Origin of the sequence: Parabacteroides faecalis (genome assembly GCF_022809355.1) — a bacterium.
In the GTDB taxonomy this organism is placed as follows: domain Bacteria; phylum Bacteroidota; class Bacteroidia; order Bacteroidales; family Tannerellaceae; genus Parabacteroides; species Parabacteroides faecalis.
The window spans coordinates 1-18,589 of sequence record NZ_JAKZMM010000044.1 but is presented as its reverse complement, the minus strand read 5'-3'; the positions used below and the strand labels follow the sequence as shown (position 1 = coordinate 18,589).

14 protein-coding genes and 2 pseudogenes are annotated in these 18,589 nt (G+C 43.3%); 3 read left to right on the top strand and 13 right to left on the bottom strand.

The window, feature by feature from the left end; all coding sequences use genetic code 11:
- Positions 1–6: 6 nt before the first annotated feature.
- The 8 genes from MUN53_RS14660 to MUN53_RS14625 all read right to left on the bottom strand — a co-directional run bounded on the left by MUN53_RS14660 (position 7) and on the right by MUN53_RS14625 (position 12,133).
- A complete protein-coding gene (locus MUN53_RS14660) occupies positions 7–765 on the bottom strand; it encodes a lipopolysaccharide kinase InaA family protein (protein WP_394803090.1) in 759 nt (252 codons plus the stop codon).
- Positions 766–773: 8 nt separating this feature from the next.
- Positions 774–1,490, bottom strand: coding sequence for a glycosyltransferase family 2 protein (locus MUN53_RS14655; protein ID WP_243326280.1), 717 nt, complete (start codon positions 1,488–1,490; stop codon positions 774–776).
- A gap of 399 nt (positions 1,491–1,889) precedes the next feature.
- On the bottom strand, positions 1,890–3,560 hold the full coding sequence (locus tag MUN53_RS14650) for an RNA-binding domain-containing protein (protein ID WP_243326266.1): 1,671 nt from the start codon (positions 3,558–3,560) through the stop codon (positions 1,890–1,892).
- Between the two features lie 230 nt (positions 3,561–3,790).
- Positions 3,791–5,644: a glycoside hydrolase family 2 protein gene (locus tag MUN53_RS14645; protein WP_243326265.1), complete on the bottom strand. Its 1,854-nt coding sequence runs from the start codon at positions 5,642–5,644 to the stop codon at positions 3,791–3,793.
- 24 nt (positions 5,645–5,668) lie between these two features.
- On the bottom strand, positions 5,669–6,865 hold the full coding sequence (locus tag MUN53_RS14640; protein WP_243326264.1) for a DUF418 domain-containing protein: 1,197 nt from the start codon (positions 6,863–6,865) through the stop codon (positions 5,669–5,671).
- 7 nt (positions 6,866–6,872) lie between these two features.
- Positions 6,873–8,681, bottom strand: a complete 1,809-nt coding sequence (locus tag MUN53_RS14635) for a glycoside hydrolase family 2 protein (protein WP_243326262.1) — start codon at positions 8,679–8,681, stop codon at positions 6,873–6,875.
- Between the two features lie 36 nt (positions 8,682–8,717).
- Positions 8,718–11,267: a glutaminase domain-containing protein gene (locus MUN53_RS14630; RefSeq protein WP_243326261.1), complete on the bottom strand. Its 2,550-nt coding sequence runs from the start codon at positions 11,265–11,267 to the stop codon at positions 8,718–8,720.
- Positions 11,268–11,704: 437 nt separating this feature from the next.
- A complete protein-coding gene (locus MUN53_RS14625) occupies positions 11,705–12,133 on the bottom strand; it encodes an HU family DNA-binding protein (protein ID WP_243326259.1) in 429 nt (142 codons plus the stop codon).
- Between the two features lie 467 nt (positions 12,134–12,600).
- On the opposite strand from MUN53_RS14625, the gene MUN53_RS14620 reads away from it, so the two are divergent.
- The 3 genes and pseudogenes from MUN53_RS14620 to MUN53_RS14610 form a co-directional block, all read left to right on the top strand.
- Positions 12,601–13,554 (top strand): SPFH domain-containing protein, encoded by a 954-nt coding sequence (locus MUN53_RS14620; protein WP_243326257.1) that lies wholly within the window; start codon positions 12,601–12,603, stop codon positions 13,552–13,554.
- 14 nt (positions 13,555–13,568) lie between these two features.
- Positions 13,569–13,769: an Arc family DNA-binding protein gene (locus MUN53_RS14615; RefSeq protein WP_154042841.1), complete on the top strand. Its 201-nt coding sequence runs from the start codon at positions 13,569–13,571 to the stop codon at positions 13,767–13,769.
- Positions 13,770–13,922: 153 nt separating this feature from the next.
- Positions 13,923–14,160 (top strand): annotated as a pseudogene (locus MUN53_RS14610) (IS1380 family transposase); the annotation flags it as partial.
- A gap of 322 nt (positions 14,161–14,482) precedes the next feature.
- Here MUN53_RS14610 and MUN53_RS14605 read toward each other — a convergent pair.
- The 5 genes and pseudogenes from MUN53_RS14605 to MUN53_RS14585 all read right to left on the bottom strand — a co-directional run.
- Positions 14,483–15,760 carry an SHOCT domain-containing protein gene (locus tag MUN53_RS14605; protein ID WP_243326255.1) on the bottom strand — a complete coding sequence of 426 codons (1,278 nt, stop codon included), beginning with the start codon at positions 15,758–15,760 and terminating at the stop codon, positions 14,483–14,485.
- A gap of 4 nt (positions 15,761–15,764) precedes the next feature.
- Positions 15,765–16,220, bottom strand: a complete 456-nt coding sequence (locus MUN53_RS14600) for a hypothetical protein (RefSeq protein WP_243326252.1) — start codon at positions 16,218–16,220, stop codon at positions 15,765–15,767.
- 381 nt (positions 16,221–16,601) lie between these two features.
- Entirely contained in the window at positions 16,602–17,288 is a 687-nt protein-coding gene (locus MUN53_RS14595; RefSeq protein WP_243326251.1) for a hypothetical protein, read from the bottom strand.
- Positions 17,230–18,258: a DUF4373 domain-containing protein gene (locus MUN53_RS14590; protein ID WP_243326249.1), complete on the bottom strand. Its 1,029-nt coding sequence runs from the start codon at positions 18,256–18,258 to the stop codon at positions 17,230–17,232. The genes MUN53_RS14595 and MUN53_RS14590 overlap by 59 nt, the downstream gene beginning before the upstream one ends.
- Before the next feature lie 69 nt (positions 18,259–18,327).
- Positions 18,328–18,589: pseudogene (locus MUN53_RS14585) on the bottom strand (endonuclease domain-containing protein); the annotation flags it as partial.

Below are 18,589 nucleotides of genomic sequence, written 5' to 3'. Positions count from 1 at the left end.
TTCTGGTTAATAGAGATTGTCGATTTTACCCGGTTGCGTACTCCGGTAGGCAACCATCCATTTATAACACGCTTCTTCATCCAGTCCGCGGGCTTTGGCATACGTCTCCGCCAGGATCCGGTGCATGTGCGGAGTAGCCGGTAAACGCTCCAGGTTCTTACACCCTTTCTTCAAGTCGATTGGTCCGATATCCATCCGGTTCAGATCAACGATCTCGATCTGTACGCCATCCGGTTTCGGATTGAACAGGATGTTTCCCCGTCCGTAATCTTTGTGGGCATAGCCCTGGTCGTGCATCCGGGCTGTCGTCAGGGCAACCGCACGGATAATATCATCTTCGTTGGCAAACGGACGTCGGAACAGCTCTTCGTAGGTATAAGGGCATGACGACATGGCTGTGATATAATAACTCTCGTCGAACTCCCAATGACGGCGCAGCTCGATATAACCAATCGGACGCGGAGTACCGATACCCGCAGCCGTCAACAGATTGGCATGTTCGAACGAACGGCGGGCTTTCGACGGACGGAACGTCCCGTACACCCAGCGGTTGATACAGTTCGGACGCCGGAAAGACTTCACGACAAAATCCTGTCCCTGATACGTCATCTTACGCAATTCATTTCGTCCCCGGTAAATAACAACACCTTCCTGCCGGTGAAAACGATCTGGAACGGAACGGACAAACTCCGTCAGTTCCTGGCAATCCGGATTCACCTGATACGTCATCGGCGTAAACAAGCGGCTGATTATACAATTCATCATGACCATGCTCAAATTTTATCCAGTCCTTTGGTGAATTTCAACCAGTAATATTTCAACGGGTTGGTATATTTCAACTGTTTCCACGGACGGCTTCCATGCGGACGATGCCATACGGGAAGATTCATAAACAGATAATTACGGCAATCCCGCTCGAGTGATTCGTGAGAGATAGTCACATCAAACCAGTTCTTACTCGGATCGAGTGTCTGGAAATCAAATGCCTTTAGCAGGCGGAGAGTCAGCAGCGAGCAGCAGAAACTGCAATGTTTCTTCACCTCACAAGCCTCTTTCGGATAATCCGACGCATAGAGATACGGATAATTGACAGTTCCCTGTTCATCCACGGTCACCGATGCCGCAATGCCACAGTCGGGATGAGCCAGTGCCCCGTCAAACAAACCTTGCAGGGTATCTTCGCGTACGATCACGTCCGATTCGACAATCAGCAGACCCGCTTCGGCCTCAATCGCGCGTTTCTGTGCCATTTGCAGCACCAACAGGTAGTTGGGCGACGGATGTGACGTGATGTCCCGTAAATTGACCAGTTCAAAGCCCAGTTCCTGCGAAGCTTCCTCCAGACGCCGGGTATTCTCGTCGGTACTGAAATCGTTGTATATCGTATAGGTTACCGGCACATGCCAGCGAGAGGCTAGTACAGCCCGGGCCGTCTCAAGTGTCAGATCGATCGAATCTTTCACCGGCGTGATGATATGAACCTGTTTCATGCAATTGTCTGTCGTCATGTCTATAAAGCATTTATCCGAATACAAAGGAACACAATCTTTTTGGATGGGCAAAATATCCCGCCTGGCTTTTCCCCGGCAACACGGCAGGAGATCCCAGCCATCAAATCCATTTCAAGTTGCATTTCTATCCTTAAAGACACAAAGAAGCCGAAAACCCCTATTGGGGGTGAGGGGAATTTGGGGAAGGGGAGGAACTACAAAGAATTTCCAAATAGAAAAGGTTAGTATATGAGCCAAGATGATCTATATCTCATTTTAATAATACTAAGGGATAATTGCTCTTAATTTTCTTTATAAGAGTAGTCGTAAGCTATTTGTTTTCAATATCTTAATTGTAAATAATTAAGATCGCTCTTAAATTTCGCTCTTAAATCGCTCTTAAATGTCATTATTTACGAGGGTCCATTCGGATTTATTCCCCAAAGTTTCATTTGTTATCAATCCTTTTTTTCTTAAGCGAGTCAGCAGGTTTCCTATCTTATTTTTCTTTTGGTTATCAGAAAGCTGATCAGATAATGCATTCCATAGTAAAATATCTATATCATTTCTTGTCAACACATTGTGATCGGCTAATGCATTCAATAGTAAACTTTCACATGACTTTTCTATAAGGCCTTTGTGCTTTGAATATTCAGCTTTTGTATGTGTATTCTGTGCAATAGTTTTTGCTATGTACACGTGAGGTTTACGTCCTTCTACAAAATGTTTTTTCCGTAATAACTCAATTGCAGAATCACTAATACGCTTACCTTTCTGCAGGTTATCCAATAAAATTGCTTCTGTCAAATTTACTTCATTATTTGACAGAAGTAATAGACTGTAATTAGTATCTATCACTATACCTGGCAAATGAAGAACCACCTGAGACTCAGAACACCCATCATAGTCAGGCATAGGTAAAAAACGCTCCTTCTGACGTAAAAACAAGTTATGTATTCCATAACCTTGTGAATCTATCATCTTGACATTTACCATAGCTTTCATTAAAGCCGGATTACGGTAACGTTTGGGAGTTTTCTCTCCTAAAACATATTGATTGTAGTCTCCATCAAAAAAACTACCTGCATTTTCAAATGTAAGTTTTTCTTTATCTTCCGTCACTCTAATACGTTCATCAAGGGCATAATCCTGATGTGCCACACAATTATGCAGCGCTTCAAGAATACTACGCGCATCATATTTCCAAACTTCAGCAGGAATTAAAGAGTTCATAGGATATATCTTGAAGCGATAGTTACGAATGCGTTTCAAGACTTCACTGGTAGATTTGATAAATGGAATAGTAAATGTATCTCCAAAGGTTTCTCCGTCCTGATGGCATTTCCATACTATTTCTGCAATATGAGGTATCTTATGTGCCTTTTCCCGCTTGCCAACCAATAACATCGTAGTACGCGTTATTTGACCATCTAATGTTAAACAAGCTTTGTCGAGAAAGATTTCATCACTCCACTGCGATAATTGATCCTTATACAGGGGATAACGTTCTTTATAGCCTTCTCGTGCTATTTGTATAGCTTCCGTGTCTAAATCATTTATAGTTGCATCTTCCACTACTTGAGCAGTCCAATCGTATCGTGAAGAATAAATTTCACGCATCCATTCCGGGTATTTTGATAACTCTGTCACATGACTGTCCACACGGACATAAGGTTTATTATAAAAAGTAGTTGGTTCTCCTGCTGCCGCAGGTATCTTTAAACGTACTACCCGTTTATCGTCATCAAATTGAAATTCTTCGAACATAAATGGAATATGAGGAAATATGAGTTGGCGAAGATACATTTCTAAGGCCTGATTGCCTTTAGCCTTGATTGACGAAACATTAAATTTTGTACCTTTTACCTCAAGTGTTGAATCATCTATACCAAAATAGAGATAGGCAAAATCCTGATGATCAAGACAGGCACCATTTGATAAAGCAGAGATATATTGTCCTAATTTATCAGCCTCTTGATAATTTGATTTAAACTCTAATGAGCGGTTTTCTTTTTGTACTTCACATATTTGCTTCTTGAGAAGTTCTGTATATTTATTGTCTTTATTCATAAATTATGTATGTACAGCTATATAGTCCTTTTGCAAAAATAGATTTTTTTTGAATTCTTTGTAATGGTTAGAAATCTTTTCTTTATGCGAATCATTTAAGATATTTATTGTTTATTGCTAATGAAATAATTTTGTGGTCATATCAGTTCTCCCCACTCTTCCCCACAAAAGAAAACCCCGGTATCCCCATCATCGTTGGTAAGAACGGATAGGAATACCGGAATTTGTTTTTATTTTGTCTCCGGATTCTTACTGAAGATCGCGTGAATCCGTTTCATGTCGAACTTCGGACTGCGGTCGTAGTAATAGATGCCGTTCTGTTCCTGTTCTACGTCTGTCAGCTGGGTGTAGCAATAACCCCATACATGATCTGACAACGACAGGACGGTGTCAACCAGACCTTCCAGTCGGGCATAGAATTCCTCCAGTGAGTGAGGCGGTTCACCATAACCCCATGAAGTATTCTGGGCACTTTCCATCTGTTGTGACGGGTTCCACTTGATACCTCCGAATTCATCAATCAGATAAGGCATGTCGTGCTTATACTGTGGGAATGTATATTGATCGGTATATTTCAATCCGTTGAAACCGATGTTCTTCGGCATCAGCTGGATTTCCCATTTGGGAGCTTCCATCAGCTTACCATCGTTGTACAACAGATCCTTCAGTTTGGCCGGATCCTGTTCGTAGTTATGTACGGTCCAGATGTCGGTAGCGATGTGAGAACCACCACTGGTTCCGTGGAAAGGACGCGTCGGATCGATGGCTTTCGTCAGTTTGTACAGGTCTTGCATCAGACGAGGATACTGAACGCGGTCGGGCCAGAACTCTTCATTGGTTGGTGTCCAGATCAAGATAGACGGATGATTTCGGTCGCGTTCCACGATTTCGGTCCATTCGGTGATGAAGTTACGGGCTGTTTCGATATCATTGCAATCCATACCCCAGCTGGAGGCTTCACCCCAAGTCAGGTAACCCAGTTTGTCTGCCCAGTAATAGAAACGTTCTTCGAATACTTTCTGATGCAGACGGGCTCCGTTGAAACCTGCTTCCATCGAAAGCTGGATATCTTTCTTCAGGGCCTCGTCGCTCGGAGCTGTCCAGATACCGTCGGGATAGAATCCCTGGTCGAGTACCAGACGCTGATAGTACGGCTGGTTGTTCAGGTAGATTTTCTTGCCTTCGATGTGGACTTTCCGCATACCGGCATACGATTTGACTTCGTCTACCACATTTCCGGCCTTGTCGATCACCCGTAATTCCACGTCATAGAGGAAAGGATTCTCCGGACTCCAGGTCTTCATCTTCTTGACCGGCAAAATAACGGTTGATAAAGAGTTGGCAGCGACTGTTTCCTTGGATACGACTTTCCCGTTGTCTTTCAGGGTAACTTCCAGCTTACCACCCAATTCCTTGTAGAAACGCGGACGGATGATCAACTGCTGCTGGTCGATGTCCGGAATCATCTGAACAGACTGTAGTCCTTCGGGATGAACGGCTTCCATCCAGACAGTCTGCCAAATACCGGTGGTACGGGTATAGTTACAACCATACGAAGCAAACTGCAGGTTCTGCTTTCCGCTGGGCTGATGGGTACTGCGAACATCACTTTCCACATACACCACCAGGTTGTGTGTCTGACCAGCCTTGACATACGGCGTAATATCGACCTGGAAGGAAGAAGTTCCACCAAAGTGACGGGCAGCAAAAACACCGTCGATGTAGATCTCCGACTTATAATAAACTGCACCGAAGTTCAACAGTACCTGTTTGTTGGCCCAGTCTTGTGGAATGGAGATCGTCCGGTGATACCACATGTGATTGATAAAGTCTTTGTATTCAACTCCCGACAGTTTACTTTCCGGGCAGAAAGGAACGATGATTTTCTGATCGAATCCGGTGGACTTGAACCATTCCCGTTCCAGACCGGAACCGCCGAAGTCGAATGAATAGGTCCATTCTCCGTTGAGGTTGATCCACGCGTTACGTTCGAACTGCGGACGTGGATATTCGGCTCTCGGTATTGCGAAGGCCGTTATCCAGCAGAATAACATGAAAAACGATAGGGTTGTAATTCGTTTCATACACTTGAATATTTGGTTAAACATTTATTTTCTGACGAGAGGAACACGTTGCATCCAGGTCAAGGTGCGCCACAGCCATTCCATCGGTCCGTAATAGAAGCGTTTGATCCACCAGTTGCTGTACAGGATTTGTACCAGACAGAACAGCAGACCGACACACAGGCTTTGCAAGTAGTTGCACTGAACGGCCAGGTTGGCTCCGAAACCATAGAACAGGCAGACACCGACCATCGACTGTGTCATGTAGTTGGTGACACTCATCCGTCCGACCGGAGCAATCCGGTCTAGTCCTTTTTGCCAGCCGTGGTTGTAATACAGCAAGGTGAAGCCACAGATATACAGCATCATCATACCTAAATTGGCGAAGGTTTTGAACAGGGTCGTTCCGACCGACAGGGCAAAACCGGTTACACCCAGTGCTGGCAGCAGCCAGACGATCAGGTAAAAGACAACAAACCATGCCAAGCTGTAAGGCAACATCAGGCGGCTGTAACGGATCATCTTCTCTTCACTCTTGTGAATTTCCATCCGTCCCACCAGCATACCGGCAATAAACAGTCCCAATAATTGCAGATAACGGTAGTTGTTGATGGTCCATAACCATTTGGCTACTTCTCCGTTCCATACATTGAAAGCCAGTACATCCTTGAATGAGCCTTCGGCATAGATACCGGCACAGGTGGCATAGAGCTGATTCATATACACATTCAGGTGCGAGGGTTCGTTCTGCGTCGGATTACCCAGCAGGGTGACAAAGCTGACAATCGCCGGAATCTGCAGGAAGAGCAGAATCATCACCACGACCAGGTATTTGGTCGGCACTTTGTACAGCGGAACCAGAAACAATCCTAATACGGCATAGATAATGAAGAACTCACCCATATAGATAAGACCGTTGATATAGCCGAAGATAAAGAGCAGGACCAGTCGCCAGACGAAGCGGGCGCGGAAGTCATATCCTTTGGCTGCCTGCGAATCCATCTGCATATAGAAACTCAGACCAAACAGAAAAGAGAAAATGGCATACGACTTGCCGGCAAAGAGGAAATACATGGCTTCGTAAACGAAGGTATCCACCCGTTGCCAGAAAGGAGATGCCACTTCCGGAATGATCGTCAGGTCAAACCGCTCCATACAATGCAGCAGCATGATCCCGATCAAGGCAAAACCACGAAGCGCATCAATCGAGTTGATGCGCTTCTTTGGTACAATTGCTGTCATAGGCTTTTTATTCAGATAGCGACTGGATAACAGCCTGGTTAGCGGCTTTTACTTTCGCTTCATTAATCTTGATTACCTTACGGTCATAAGTCATCAGACCGTTCACTTCGCCTTCCACATCGGTGGTCTGGGTATAAACCGCAGCCGAGAATCCGCGTTTCACGAAGTTCTTCAGCTGGTTGGCATACTTCACGTATTCGGCTGTTACGGCTTCGCTGTCTTTAAACTGGACATAACCCCAGTTACGCTTGTTCCACCACAGGTGGTTTTCCAACGGAAGACCGATTCCTCCGTATTCACCCAAGACATTGACACGCTGCGGATCAGACAAGAACATATCCGGTCCCGGATAATTATGCAAGTCCAGGATATCACCGCAAGGACGGTGGTTTCCACCACTGGCCGGATTGACTAGACGAGACGGATCGTATGCTTCTGTCCAGGCTACAACCTTTTCGGTATCAAACTGTCCCCAGGCTTCGTTGAACGGAACCCAGACAACAACCGACGGGTTCGACATGCACAGATCCATGATTTCCTTCCATTCCTGGTAGTAGTTGGCTACCGATTCCGGTGTACGCTGTTTGTCTGTTCCTCCGTTGTAAGTATGAGGTGCCCAGCTGTTGCCCATGTCGCCGCTCGGCATATCCTGCCATACCAGAATACCTTCTTTATCGCAATGATAGTACCAGCGAGCAGGTTCTACCTTCACATGCTTACGGATCATGTTGAAGCCCCAGTCTTTGGTTTTCTTGATGTCAAACAACAAGGCTTCATCGGTTGGAGCGGTATATAAACCGTCCGGCCACCAGCCCTGATCCAACGGACCATACTGGAAGAGCGGTTTGTCGTTCAGATACATGCGTTTGATACCGGATTTGTCTTTTCCAACCGAGATCTTACGGAAGGCAGTATATGATTTCACCTGGTCAACGACTTTCCCTTTCTGCAACAGACTCACTTGCATGTCGTACAGATATGGATTTGCCGGGCACCACAAGGTCGGATTATTGACACCCAAACGGATTTCCTGTCCCTGGATTCCCTTGCCTGTCGCTACTACCTGGCCTTTATCCAATAACTTCACTTCCACAATCGAAGAAGCACAAGCCGATGTTCCTACCGTTACATTCATTACTTTCGCATCCACATTCGGAATGGCTTTGATGCTGGTGATATGATTCTCGGCTACCGGTTCCAGCCAGACGGTCTGCCAGATACCTGTTACCGGCGTGTACCAGATACCTTCCGGATTAGACGTCTGTTTTCCTCTTGGCTGATAGCCCTTGTCGCTCGGGTCCCATACACGGACCACCAGTTTCTGGGCTCCCGAACCTTGCAGATACGGGGTGATATTGAATGAGAACGGTGTGTAACCGCCTTTGTGCGAACCGATCAGTACATCGTTGACGAATACTTCAGCTTTCCAGTCCACTGCTCCGAAGTTGAGGACGATATCTTTTCCCTTCCACTTCGATGGAACCGTAAATGTCCGTTTATACCACAGCTCATTCTTGTCGCCTACTTCCTTCTGAACACCCGATAAAGAAGATTCGACAGCGAAAGGAACCAGGATATTTCCCTGGAACTGGGCGGGTTCAGCTTGTCCGGCAGGCTGAATGGCATATTCCCATTCTCCGTTCAGGTTCAGCCAGTCGGCACGTTCCAACTGCGGACGCGGGTATTCCGGCAATACAGATTCTGGGTTGACTAGTTCAGCCCACTGCGTCTTGATCTTATCTCCAGCCGGTTTCCACTGTGCCTGCGCACAGAGTGCCCATGCGAAGGCACAACATACAAACAAGGTCTTTTTCATACATATAAATTTAAATATAACAATGATAGTTCGTTATTACTTGGTTGCCTGAGCGGCAGATTGGGCATTCGAGGCATTCGGATACATGAGCTGTTCCAATACCTTCATGAAATAACCGCCCACTACCGAACGGGCCCGGAATCCTACCGAAGTGGCATCTGTCGTTTCGTGCCAGTCGCTCAACGGAATACGTGTCGGTGTTTCGTTCGCGTATTTATATACCGGAGCCACGAGGGCCTGGAAATCATCCATCTGATCCGTCAGACAGGCAGTCCACATGATCCAATCGGATTTGGTATAGGTCTTACGGCTGTCTAGAGGCAAGCCATAGGTGTTCTGTACCGTCTTGTAATAGGCCATTTCCGTCGTAGCGATGTCTTTGTCGAAGATGTTTAATCCCAGCAGTTTGTCCCAGATCAGGTTATACTTCTGGCTCCAGGTTCCCGGCTTGTCGAATGTCAGTTTGTAATGATCGCCGTCCGTTGCCATTTCCTTCCATTTACCTGCCATTTCCTTGGCTGTCTGCAAATACTTGTCAGCCGTTTCCTGGTCGCCCAGCATTTCAGCCAGTTTGCCATAGCCGGCAATACCTAGGATAGCCTTGATCGAGAGGTTGGCATTGTGGGCAAAGTGACCGGCAAAGTCGTCTGTACACAACTGGTTTTCCGGGTCGAGTCCGGCTTCTACCAAGTAATTAGTCCAGGTTGTCAGTACATCCCAGTGTTTTTGGGCATAGTCGGCATTTCCTTCCCGCAGGGCGATGGCTGTTGTCAGGATCAGCATGTTACCGCTTTCTTCAACCGGCATGTCGCCTCCATACGTCTGTCCGTTTGCCTGCGGATAAGTACCGACATCGTGTGCCGCAAACGGTTTCTGCCACCGGCCGCTCTCACTATATTCGAAGATGAAGTTCATCATTCCCTTCAGCAATTCCGGATTATAAACCAGGAAGAGTGGAGCAGAAGGATAGGTAATATCTACCGTACCGATCGAACCGTTGCTGAAGTTCTCTTTCGAGAAGAACAGCAGATTGCCGTTCTTGTCTTCTACCAGCTTGTGGGCGGCAATGATCTGCCGGTAAACCAGGGCACATAATTCGGCGTATTGCTGACCGCCGGCATTTTTCGTATCCTCTATCAGTTGCTCGTCGAATTCGCGGCAACGTTGCATGATGGATTCATATTCCTGTACGGCCTGCAGCAAAGCCTGGTCGATGCTCACCTGGCCGTTATGTTTCCAGTAAGCCATCCGGTTGTCGTTGAAATACTGAATGGCATAGTCGTCATCATAGGCAATCATGGCATAACCCGCAGTCGCGTCTTTCACGCTTCCCAGATTGTCCACCAGGGCCAGTGAATGTTCCTGGTTCGGATCGTCGATATTTCCGCCCCGGGTAATATTGCCGGTCGTGGCAAATTCTTTCTTCGGATGCAGGAAGTCGCTGGCACCGATCGTTACCGATTCTTTCTGGGCAGCAGCCAGGAAGAAGTGTCCCCAATCGATCCGCACATCATCGCCCTTGGTCTGCAAGACAGGCTGTTCGGTCGTTCCGGTAGTGGCATACATCAGTCCTTCGGGCTTCAGGATCACCGACGATTTGACCGCTTGTCCGGGCACATTGGTAGCCCATGCCGAAGTGGCTTCCAGATACAGCTGCACATCGTGCGCTTTTCCGTCGGTCGATTGTACCTGATAGGAGACATAGTTGACCGGACGACTCATCAGGTCGAGATCGTCCATCAGCAGCGGAGCCGTAAAGACCAGATTCAGGTTCACCGGTCCGCAGGCAAACGTATAATACGTCTGTGTCGGTGTATAGGTGACGTCTGTCTGTTCGGCAGCCGTCTCGAAGAAGGAAGCATCCGGCATCTTGACAGAAAGACCGAAATCCACGTAAGCACCGCCCGTTGTGTTATGGCAGTGTGCAGCGATGACATTCTTTCCCTGCTTGAGGGAAGCCCGGACATCGTCGGGCAGTTCCAGCACGACATCATTCTTCCAGACATATCCGGTCGAAACGACCTGCTTGCCGTTGATATAAAGCTCAAAGACATCATCGTGCGAATAATTCAGGAAAACCGGCTGGCCCGACAGATCCTCGTCCAGTTCGAAGGTACGGCGTACCCAGACATCTTCCGATTGCCAGGTAGTAGCCAGATGAGGCATTTCAGGCGTTCCGAAGGCAGCCTTCCCTTTCTTCCAGGAAGCATCGTTGAAGGTATTCTCAAACCAGTTTCCGGCCGGTTTCTTTTCCGTATAAGTAGCCTCCCACTTCTCCACCTGGGCAGTAGGCAACACGGTGCGTAGCGGGATATTCTCTTTTCCCATAAAACGATAGCACGTACCATCTACCCGCAGAACACCCAGCAGCGGAAACGGTTTTCCCGTCCAGTGGCGGGTTTGATCCGCATTCAGCTGATCTGTGAACGACCAGCCGCTGGTATAAGGATCGATGGAAACGAGCGGATAAGCAGGCGCCCGCAATTGACTTTCGGCAACGGGCGTAAAATAATCAGCTTGCTGCCGGGGAGAACAAGCACTAAACAATCCGGCTAGCAAAATGAGCATGGATGAAACTAATTTCATGGCATGAATCTTTATTAATTATATTGTTTACATAACTATCTATAAGACGCAAAAAAGTCCTTCATGCCCCCAACGGCGGGAAGGCTTTTTTGTTTTTTTATCAAAAACACATTGGTCTTTCTTCTTTCGTTTCAAGTGACAAAAGTAACAATAAATTCACAGTTTCTGTTCTTTGCTGTTAAAAATTAAACGATAGGGCGGGATGAATTTTTTGGGATTGCGAGATTTACAGTTTTTCGGCTTAAAATAATTCTTTTCTGGTGGTATTATTATTCCAGCCGGTTTATCTTTTTTACACCGCACCTAAAGGCGGAGAATTATTCGTTAAAAGAAAATACAAAACCGGCTTCCCGGAAGCGGCTGATGTGACAGCCTGTCTTTTTAGGAAGCCGGATTTAGGCACGAACAGTAAAATCAGAAAAGATGGGGGCTTTTGTTTACACGCCCTCGCCAGCATCTGCGCCCTCGTCTTTATCGACGGTGAAGCGGGCGAACTTGGCGACATCGCGCATTTCCTGCAAGCGCTTGCCTGGATGGAACACTACCTTCGGCTTGCGGAGCATGGTTGCCGTGAATTCTTCGGGTGTGGCTGATCCGGCACTGCCCACGGCGATGCGGAAATTACCCAAATCACCGAACTGAACGATCTCGCTGTTCTTCAGGTGTGTTACCATGCCCCAGATCACACGGTCCAACACCGCCTTGATGTCGGCTGAAGTCAGCGTACAGGTTTCTGCGATCTCATCGCACAAATCGTCAAACTCCACCCGGCGCGTGCTCACTGCCTGGGCATAATACAACTTTGCGTCTTCCAACGCACCCCTACTCATGTCTTTTCTCTGCACTAACGTATAAGAAATTGCCATAACTTTATCAGGACAAGTTTTTAATAGGTTCGGCAACCGCGCCTCTTCCTCTCTTGTCACACTACAAAGATACAACGCCCCAAAATCGCCGTGTGGATCAGTGTGGATCAGTGTGGATGAATGTGGACGAAAAGGGATCAAATGGGATCAGTGTGGATGAATGTGGATGAAATAAGGGGAAGTTTTAGGGAAAATGGCCGATTGGAGCAGACAAAAACCGGCATTCTTCATTATGCGAAGTAGAGGCGCAGCAGCGCTGCTGCGCCTCGGGTGTTGGGATAGCGTTAACGGGGGAAACAAGATAATAACCATTTATTCAGTTTCTTCTGTCTATTATTTACACTCACAGTCTATCACTTTACTATGTTCATAGTTTTTAATGGCATTTACGTCTCTAATTTCTTTTGAAAGTAAAATTAAATCCATATATTTGTGATATCAAAATAATATCACTTAATCTTATAATTATGGACACAAGAGAATTAGTTTACAAAGGTTTTAAGATGAATGGCTTTTTAGCCTTGTTTTTACATTTGGTAGTGCTTACAGGAGCTGCAGTTGCTTGCTTTCTTCCAGGATTTATAGCTTTGTATATAGTAGGTGCATTGTGTATTTTGGCATGGTTGATATTTTGGGGCGGATATATGCAGTTGGAACCTAATGAGGCCAGGGTGATGGTCTTCTTTGGAAAGTATAAAGGTACATTCAAAGAAACTGGATTCTTTTGGGTGAACCCTTTTATGGATAAGAAGAAACTTTCTTTGCGTGCAAGAAACCTGGATGTTGAGCCTATAAAGGTGAACGACAAAATTGGTAATCCTGTACTGATAGGTCTTGTACTTGTTTGGAAGGTGAAGGATACTTACAAGGCTATGTTTGAAATTGATTCTCAGACAATAGCTAATACTTCGACAGCTAATGGTAAAGAGGTCACAGTTGGAAGTACGGTGGGTAGCCGCATGAATGCTTTCGAGAACTTTGTTCGCATACAGAGTGATGCCGCTTTGCGTCAGGTGGCAGGGCAGTATGCATACGATAATAATGAGTCGGAAGCTGATGAACTGACTCTGCGTTCCGGTGGTGAAGAAATAAATGAACAGTTGGAACAGAAACTGAATGAACGTCTGGCTATGGCGGGTATTGAAATACTGGAGGCAAGGATAAACTATCTGGCATACGCTCCTGAAATCGCGGCTGTGATGTTGCGTCGCCAGCAGGCATCTGCAATCATCAGTGCGAGGGAAAAAATCGTTGAAGGTGCGGTTTCGATGGTTAAAATGGCTCTTGACAAACTTTCAGATGAAGAAATTGTGGAACTTGACGAGGAACGTAAAGCGGCAATGGTAAGCAATCTGCTTGTGGTTCTTTGTGCTGACGAGGCTGCACAGCCTGTAGTTAATACGGGAACATTGCATCATTGATAAAAACAAACATTATGGCCAAAAAAGAAAGTTCAATAAAGAGTTTTGTGCTTCGTGTGGATTCTGAAACTATGGAAGCAATCGAACAATGGGCTGCGGATGAATTCCGCAGTACCAACGGTCAGCTTCAGTGGATAATCAACGAGGCATTGAGAAAAAGTGGCCGACTGAAGAAAACACGAAAAGAAAGGGTGACAGACGATGAAAAAGATTAGGATACGTTTCTTTAATACCTTAATTCCGCAACACCTTTCAAAAAAAATAATTTAAAGTACTGAGTAATAATATATTGCCCAGTACTTTGTTATGTCAGAAGATTCACTTAACTTAGTGTTGCATATAAAAAATCAAATAAATCTTCATCTGACATGGCTAAAATACAAATAAAATCTGAGAAAATCATCCCTTTTGGCGGAATATTTTCAATCATGGAGCAATTTGATGCTCTTTTATCCAATGTGATTGATTCAACATTAGGCTTGCGAAGCCGAACCTTCGGTTATCAGTACAGTGAAATATTGCGTTCTCTTATGTGTGTTCTTCTGCGGTGGCTCTTGCATTGAGGATGTCTCCACACATCTTATGAGGCATCTTTCCTCTCACCCAAGATAGTAATTATATGTAGGATAAAATATAACCTTTTAAAGTTATATGAACTAATATAATACGATTCACGGAAATAGTAAATTAGAAGTATAAATATGATAGCAAGAGTAGATACGCATATATTACTATTAACTTTTGAGATAATTGGATTTACCCAAAATCGATTAATCAAATCAGCCCAAAAATCTGAATAAAGATAGAGTATTAAAATTGCTATGATATAACTTATTATTATATTGGAAACTTCAAAAAAATTATTTCGTATTTTGTTTAGGAATACTGTGTAATTTTCTTTTTTCATAGAACTCCTTATATATAGATTTTAGTTTAATAGTTTTGCTTTTTGACTTTGAAATTCTTCCTCTGAAATGATTCCTTCATCTTTTAGCTTTGCTAGCTTTGTTAATTCATCTGCAATACCAATATTTTGGATCCCTCCTTTTTGTTTATCTTCATCTGATTCAAACTTATGATTATTAACTTTATCTATAAGGATTGATAACAAGTCCTTGGCCTGCATAGCCTTGGAAAAACAATTATCATAAAGTTTTTTATCCTCGTCGTTTTTTGTTTTTAGAACTTTATCTGGATTAAATTTTAGCTTATAGCTTGTATCTACTGTATCTTTAAGCAGTATCTTTATTATCATATTGTTAACTTCTTTGTTTTTTTCGTTTGCGCCAGAAAGTCCTCCTATAATTGCTCCCGAATGGCCCATTAAAGCACCTCCAATAACTGCTCCCGCAATAGTTCGGGAAGCTGATTTTGTATAAAGCTCATGAGCATTTTCAATGTAAGAAATATCTATAATATCTGAATAGTTAAATATTTTGAATGCATCAGGAGTTACTAAAATTAAAATGTTGAAATAATCATCCATGATAAATACATAATTCCCGATAGTTTTTGTACTAATACATGGTTGTGAACCTTTTTTCTCTGCTAATTTGTTAGTATCAACATAATTAAACGCGCATTTAAGAATCCCTGCTTTTGTTATAGCTATGAATGCATGAGCCTCATCAATAAGTATCAGTTCTCTTGCCTCTTCATATATTCCAGCAACTATGTGTTGGACGAAAAAAGGAATAATAGTACTATTAATATTAAGGGTACTATTTTTATCTTTAGTTACTAGATTTGTAGTGGTATAATTAATATTCAAATCACTATATGAGCCTGAAAGCAATTGTCGATTTTTGTAATCATAAATATTGAAAACAGGAAATTGGTAATTAGCTAATGAATAACCAGGAAACTCAAAATTGTTGATATATATTTTTTTTAGGCCTTGAGTTGATATGTGCATGATCATAACTTTCTTTTGATTAATATCAAAATATATTTTGCATCTGTCATCTCCAATATGTACAGATCTGTCAAAGTCATCAGATTCTTGTTCGTCTTTTTTTATTATTTGAATTCTCTTCTTCTTATTCCTTGTTTGCACAATAGAAAAAATAGTAATTATTATTATGAGAATACCCAATAATACCAATGTATTTATTATACCATCTTTAAATACATCAGTGATGGAACCTCCAGCTAAAAATAAAAAAAAGAAGAGTGTAATGGCTGATAATATAATTCTCAAATTCATATCATTAAATTTTAATAATTAAATATATTAGTACTGATGATATATAGCAGAATAGATCCATTGTGTCGAAAACACCAGGAATAATATTCCAATATTGGGCAAATTCAGAAAATATAGCTATTGTTGGAAGGCTTAAAATGAAGGAATTAAACATATTATTTCTACATTCATGCCATATTGAGTCAATAATTAACAAATAAGCAAGAAGCCATAATCCATCTGGAAGACTATATAAAACCCAATCATATAAATATATCTTTTGGTTATAGGCGCGTAAATTATCAATTTGGTACATTAAATCAAGTTCATTTAGCCAATTAAACATCAATAAATTTTCTCCTCTAAAAGTAAGATAAATGAGACCCCCAATACTGAGTAGCACTAGAGCAATAATAACTTTCAGAATCCTTATATTTAAGGAAAGGTTCATTGATGTCCTTTTGATTTTTACACTATCCATTTTAATGGGTTATAAAGCTGATTTATAGAAGATACAAATATATAAATTTCTTGAATTGAAAACTTTATTAACGGATAATTATTTTTTCAACCGTTCATTTCTTAAATCCATTGTTTAACAAATTTACAACCAATAAAATAATGGATCGGTTTGTTTTGTTATCCGCTATTTCTCCCAATACCGCCACTAGGAGGCGCAGCAGCGCTGCGCCTCTACAATCATTTCCCTTTTTCAATTCTCCATTATCAATTGTCAATTTTCAATTGTATCACGCCTCTACAGTCATTTCCCATTATCGCTGTTTATAGTCATTCATCTCATGCTGAGAACCTTTTGCCAATTTTATCATTTTGCTAACGTTAGCAAAATGGTAGGTATTTGTCAACTTTCAAACGGCAAACGCACCAATGAATTGAAATACTGTTTCAATAACCATTCCTGGGCTTTGAGCTTGATCATGGCCTGACGATCATCTTCGCTGATATGCAACGTGTTTTGTGGCCGCCAGCGGGAAAACTGCGCCATCGCGTTGAGTTTTTCTTCCAGGCTGTTACGGATAAAACCGCGGCTTTGCAAGTCTTTATACAGAATACTTGCCAATGGAATTTCCAAGTCCGGACAATTCTTGTATTCGTGAAACCGTCTGATGATCAACAGGTTCATCTTTTCCTCATTGTATTCGCGGCTCACCGCCGGCAAGACTTTGAGTTCTTTTTCCTGTTCTATCTGCTTGATCACCCGATAGCGCAAGTCGCTGTTTTTGTAGCCTTTCAGCCATTTATGAAAGGTCCGGTAATTCAAGCCAATGTAATCGCCAAACTGTTCTTGTGCGCCCAGTTCGAAGCAAATTGAGATTTCTTCCAGGCGCAGGAAGCCACAATTCTCGTATATATCGCTCACCAATTTCGCGGCCAAGACGGAAACATCTTCCTTCACTGGCGTTTTGAATCCCAACAATACGTAGGTTTCCAACAACAGATCAATCATTCTGCCGGTTACAAACTCACTGTCAAGCTGTATAATCGGTGGTTGCCTCAAGGCTATTCTCAATCGTGTATCCAAAGCCATTGTTTTCGTACATTTTTTTGGTTAATAATTTCGCTTCTGCCGCCACTTCCATCATTTCTTCGTATCTCGATTTGCGCGCCGCCGGCTTTTTATATTCCGTGCGTGGCGGCGCAACTTGTTTTGTGCCAGTTAAAAGTTGTCTGTTTGTTTCCCAATTATTGTGGCGCCACCAGCCGATGAAACTCATTTGGTATTCCTTTTTTGTTCTGGTTGTATCTTCTTGTGCTTTCAGGACGATGAAATCATCAAAATAAGTCATTGCTTCTAAAGCATGTTCGATGATGGCTAATCCTTTTCCGCTGTACCGGACTAACGAAGCGCACCAGTCTTCGTCATTCAGTAATTCCTTTTTCCATTGATCCCATTCAGCTTTTAACGATTGATCGTTCTCGCGCACGCGCGCGTTGTTGTGATTGTTGTTGTTTAAATTTATACTTTCATTTTCTTTATTATTCTCTACTTTGTTTTTATTTCCTATACTTTGTGCACTTTCCACTGTGCAAACGGGGGTTTCCACGGTGATAACCGGGGTTTTCTCTGTGCAAACGGGGGTTTTCACGGTGGAAACCCTTGCTTTGATTTCAGGAAGAGGAATCAATAAATATTGTTTCTCCAGTTTCTTTTCATTCAAATAACGCCCTTTTGCTGTCAGATATCGTTCTTGGATGGATTTAGAAGTTAATATATTCTGCTTCCATAGTTCGGCATCAAACAAACCGATTTCTACCATGTAATCTAACATGGCTTTTATTTCAGTGTCTTCTGTTTCCAATTGATCCGCCAAATCAAATAAATAGTCTTGACCAATTTGTACAAAGTATGAATTACCGTAGATGTCGCACAGTAAATTCAAATATAGTATAGCTCCAGGCGATTCATATTTTTTCATTAATCGTCTGATTTTTATGTTTTTCAAAACATCGGTATCCATTGGGAAATAATCTAATCCCAATTTTATAGGTCTTGCCATATTTTTTCTTTTTGTCTTGTTTTAGTTTGAATATTAGCTGTTAATAATTGGCAATTGACAATTGTTGGTTTAATTGTCAGCAGTCAATTTTTTCTTGCAGGCTCTGACAATCTGCTGAATCGTCTTCACCCGTAATAATTCGGATGGAATGGTTCGTATAACAAGCCAGCCGCAAGCGGCTGCCTCGTTATACTTTTCCATATCCCGCAAATAACCTTCAGGCCGGAAATGGCGACCGCCATTCCAAACGCCGCCTTCCACTTCGATCGCTACGCGGACTGCCGGTATGGCAAAGTCAAAACGCCATTCGCGCGTCGGGTGAAAACGGTAT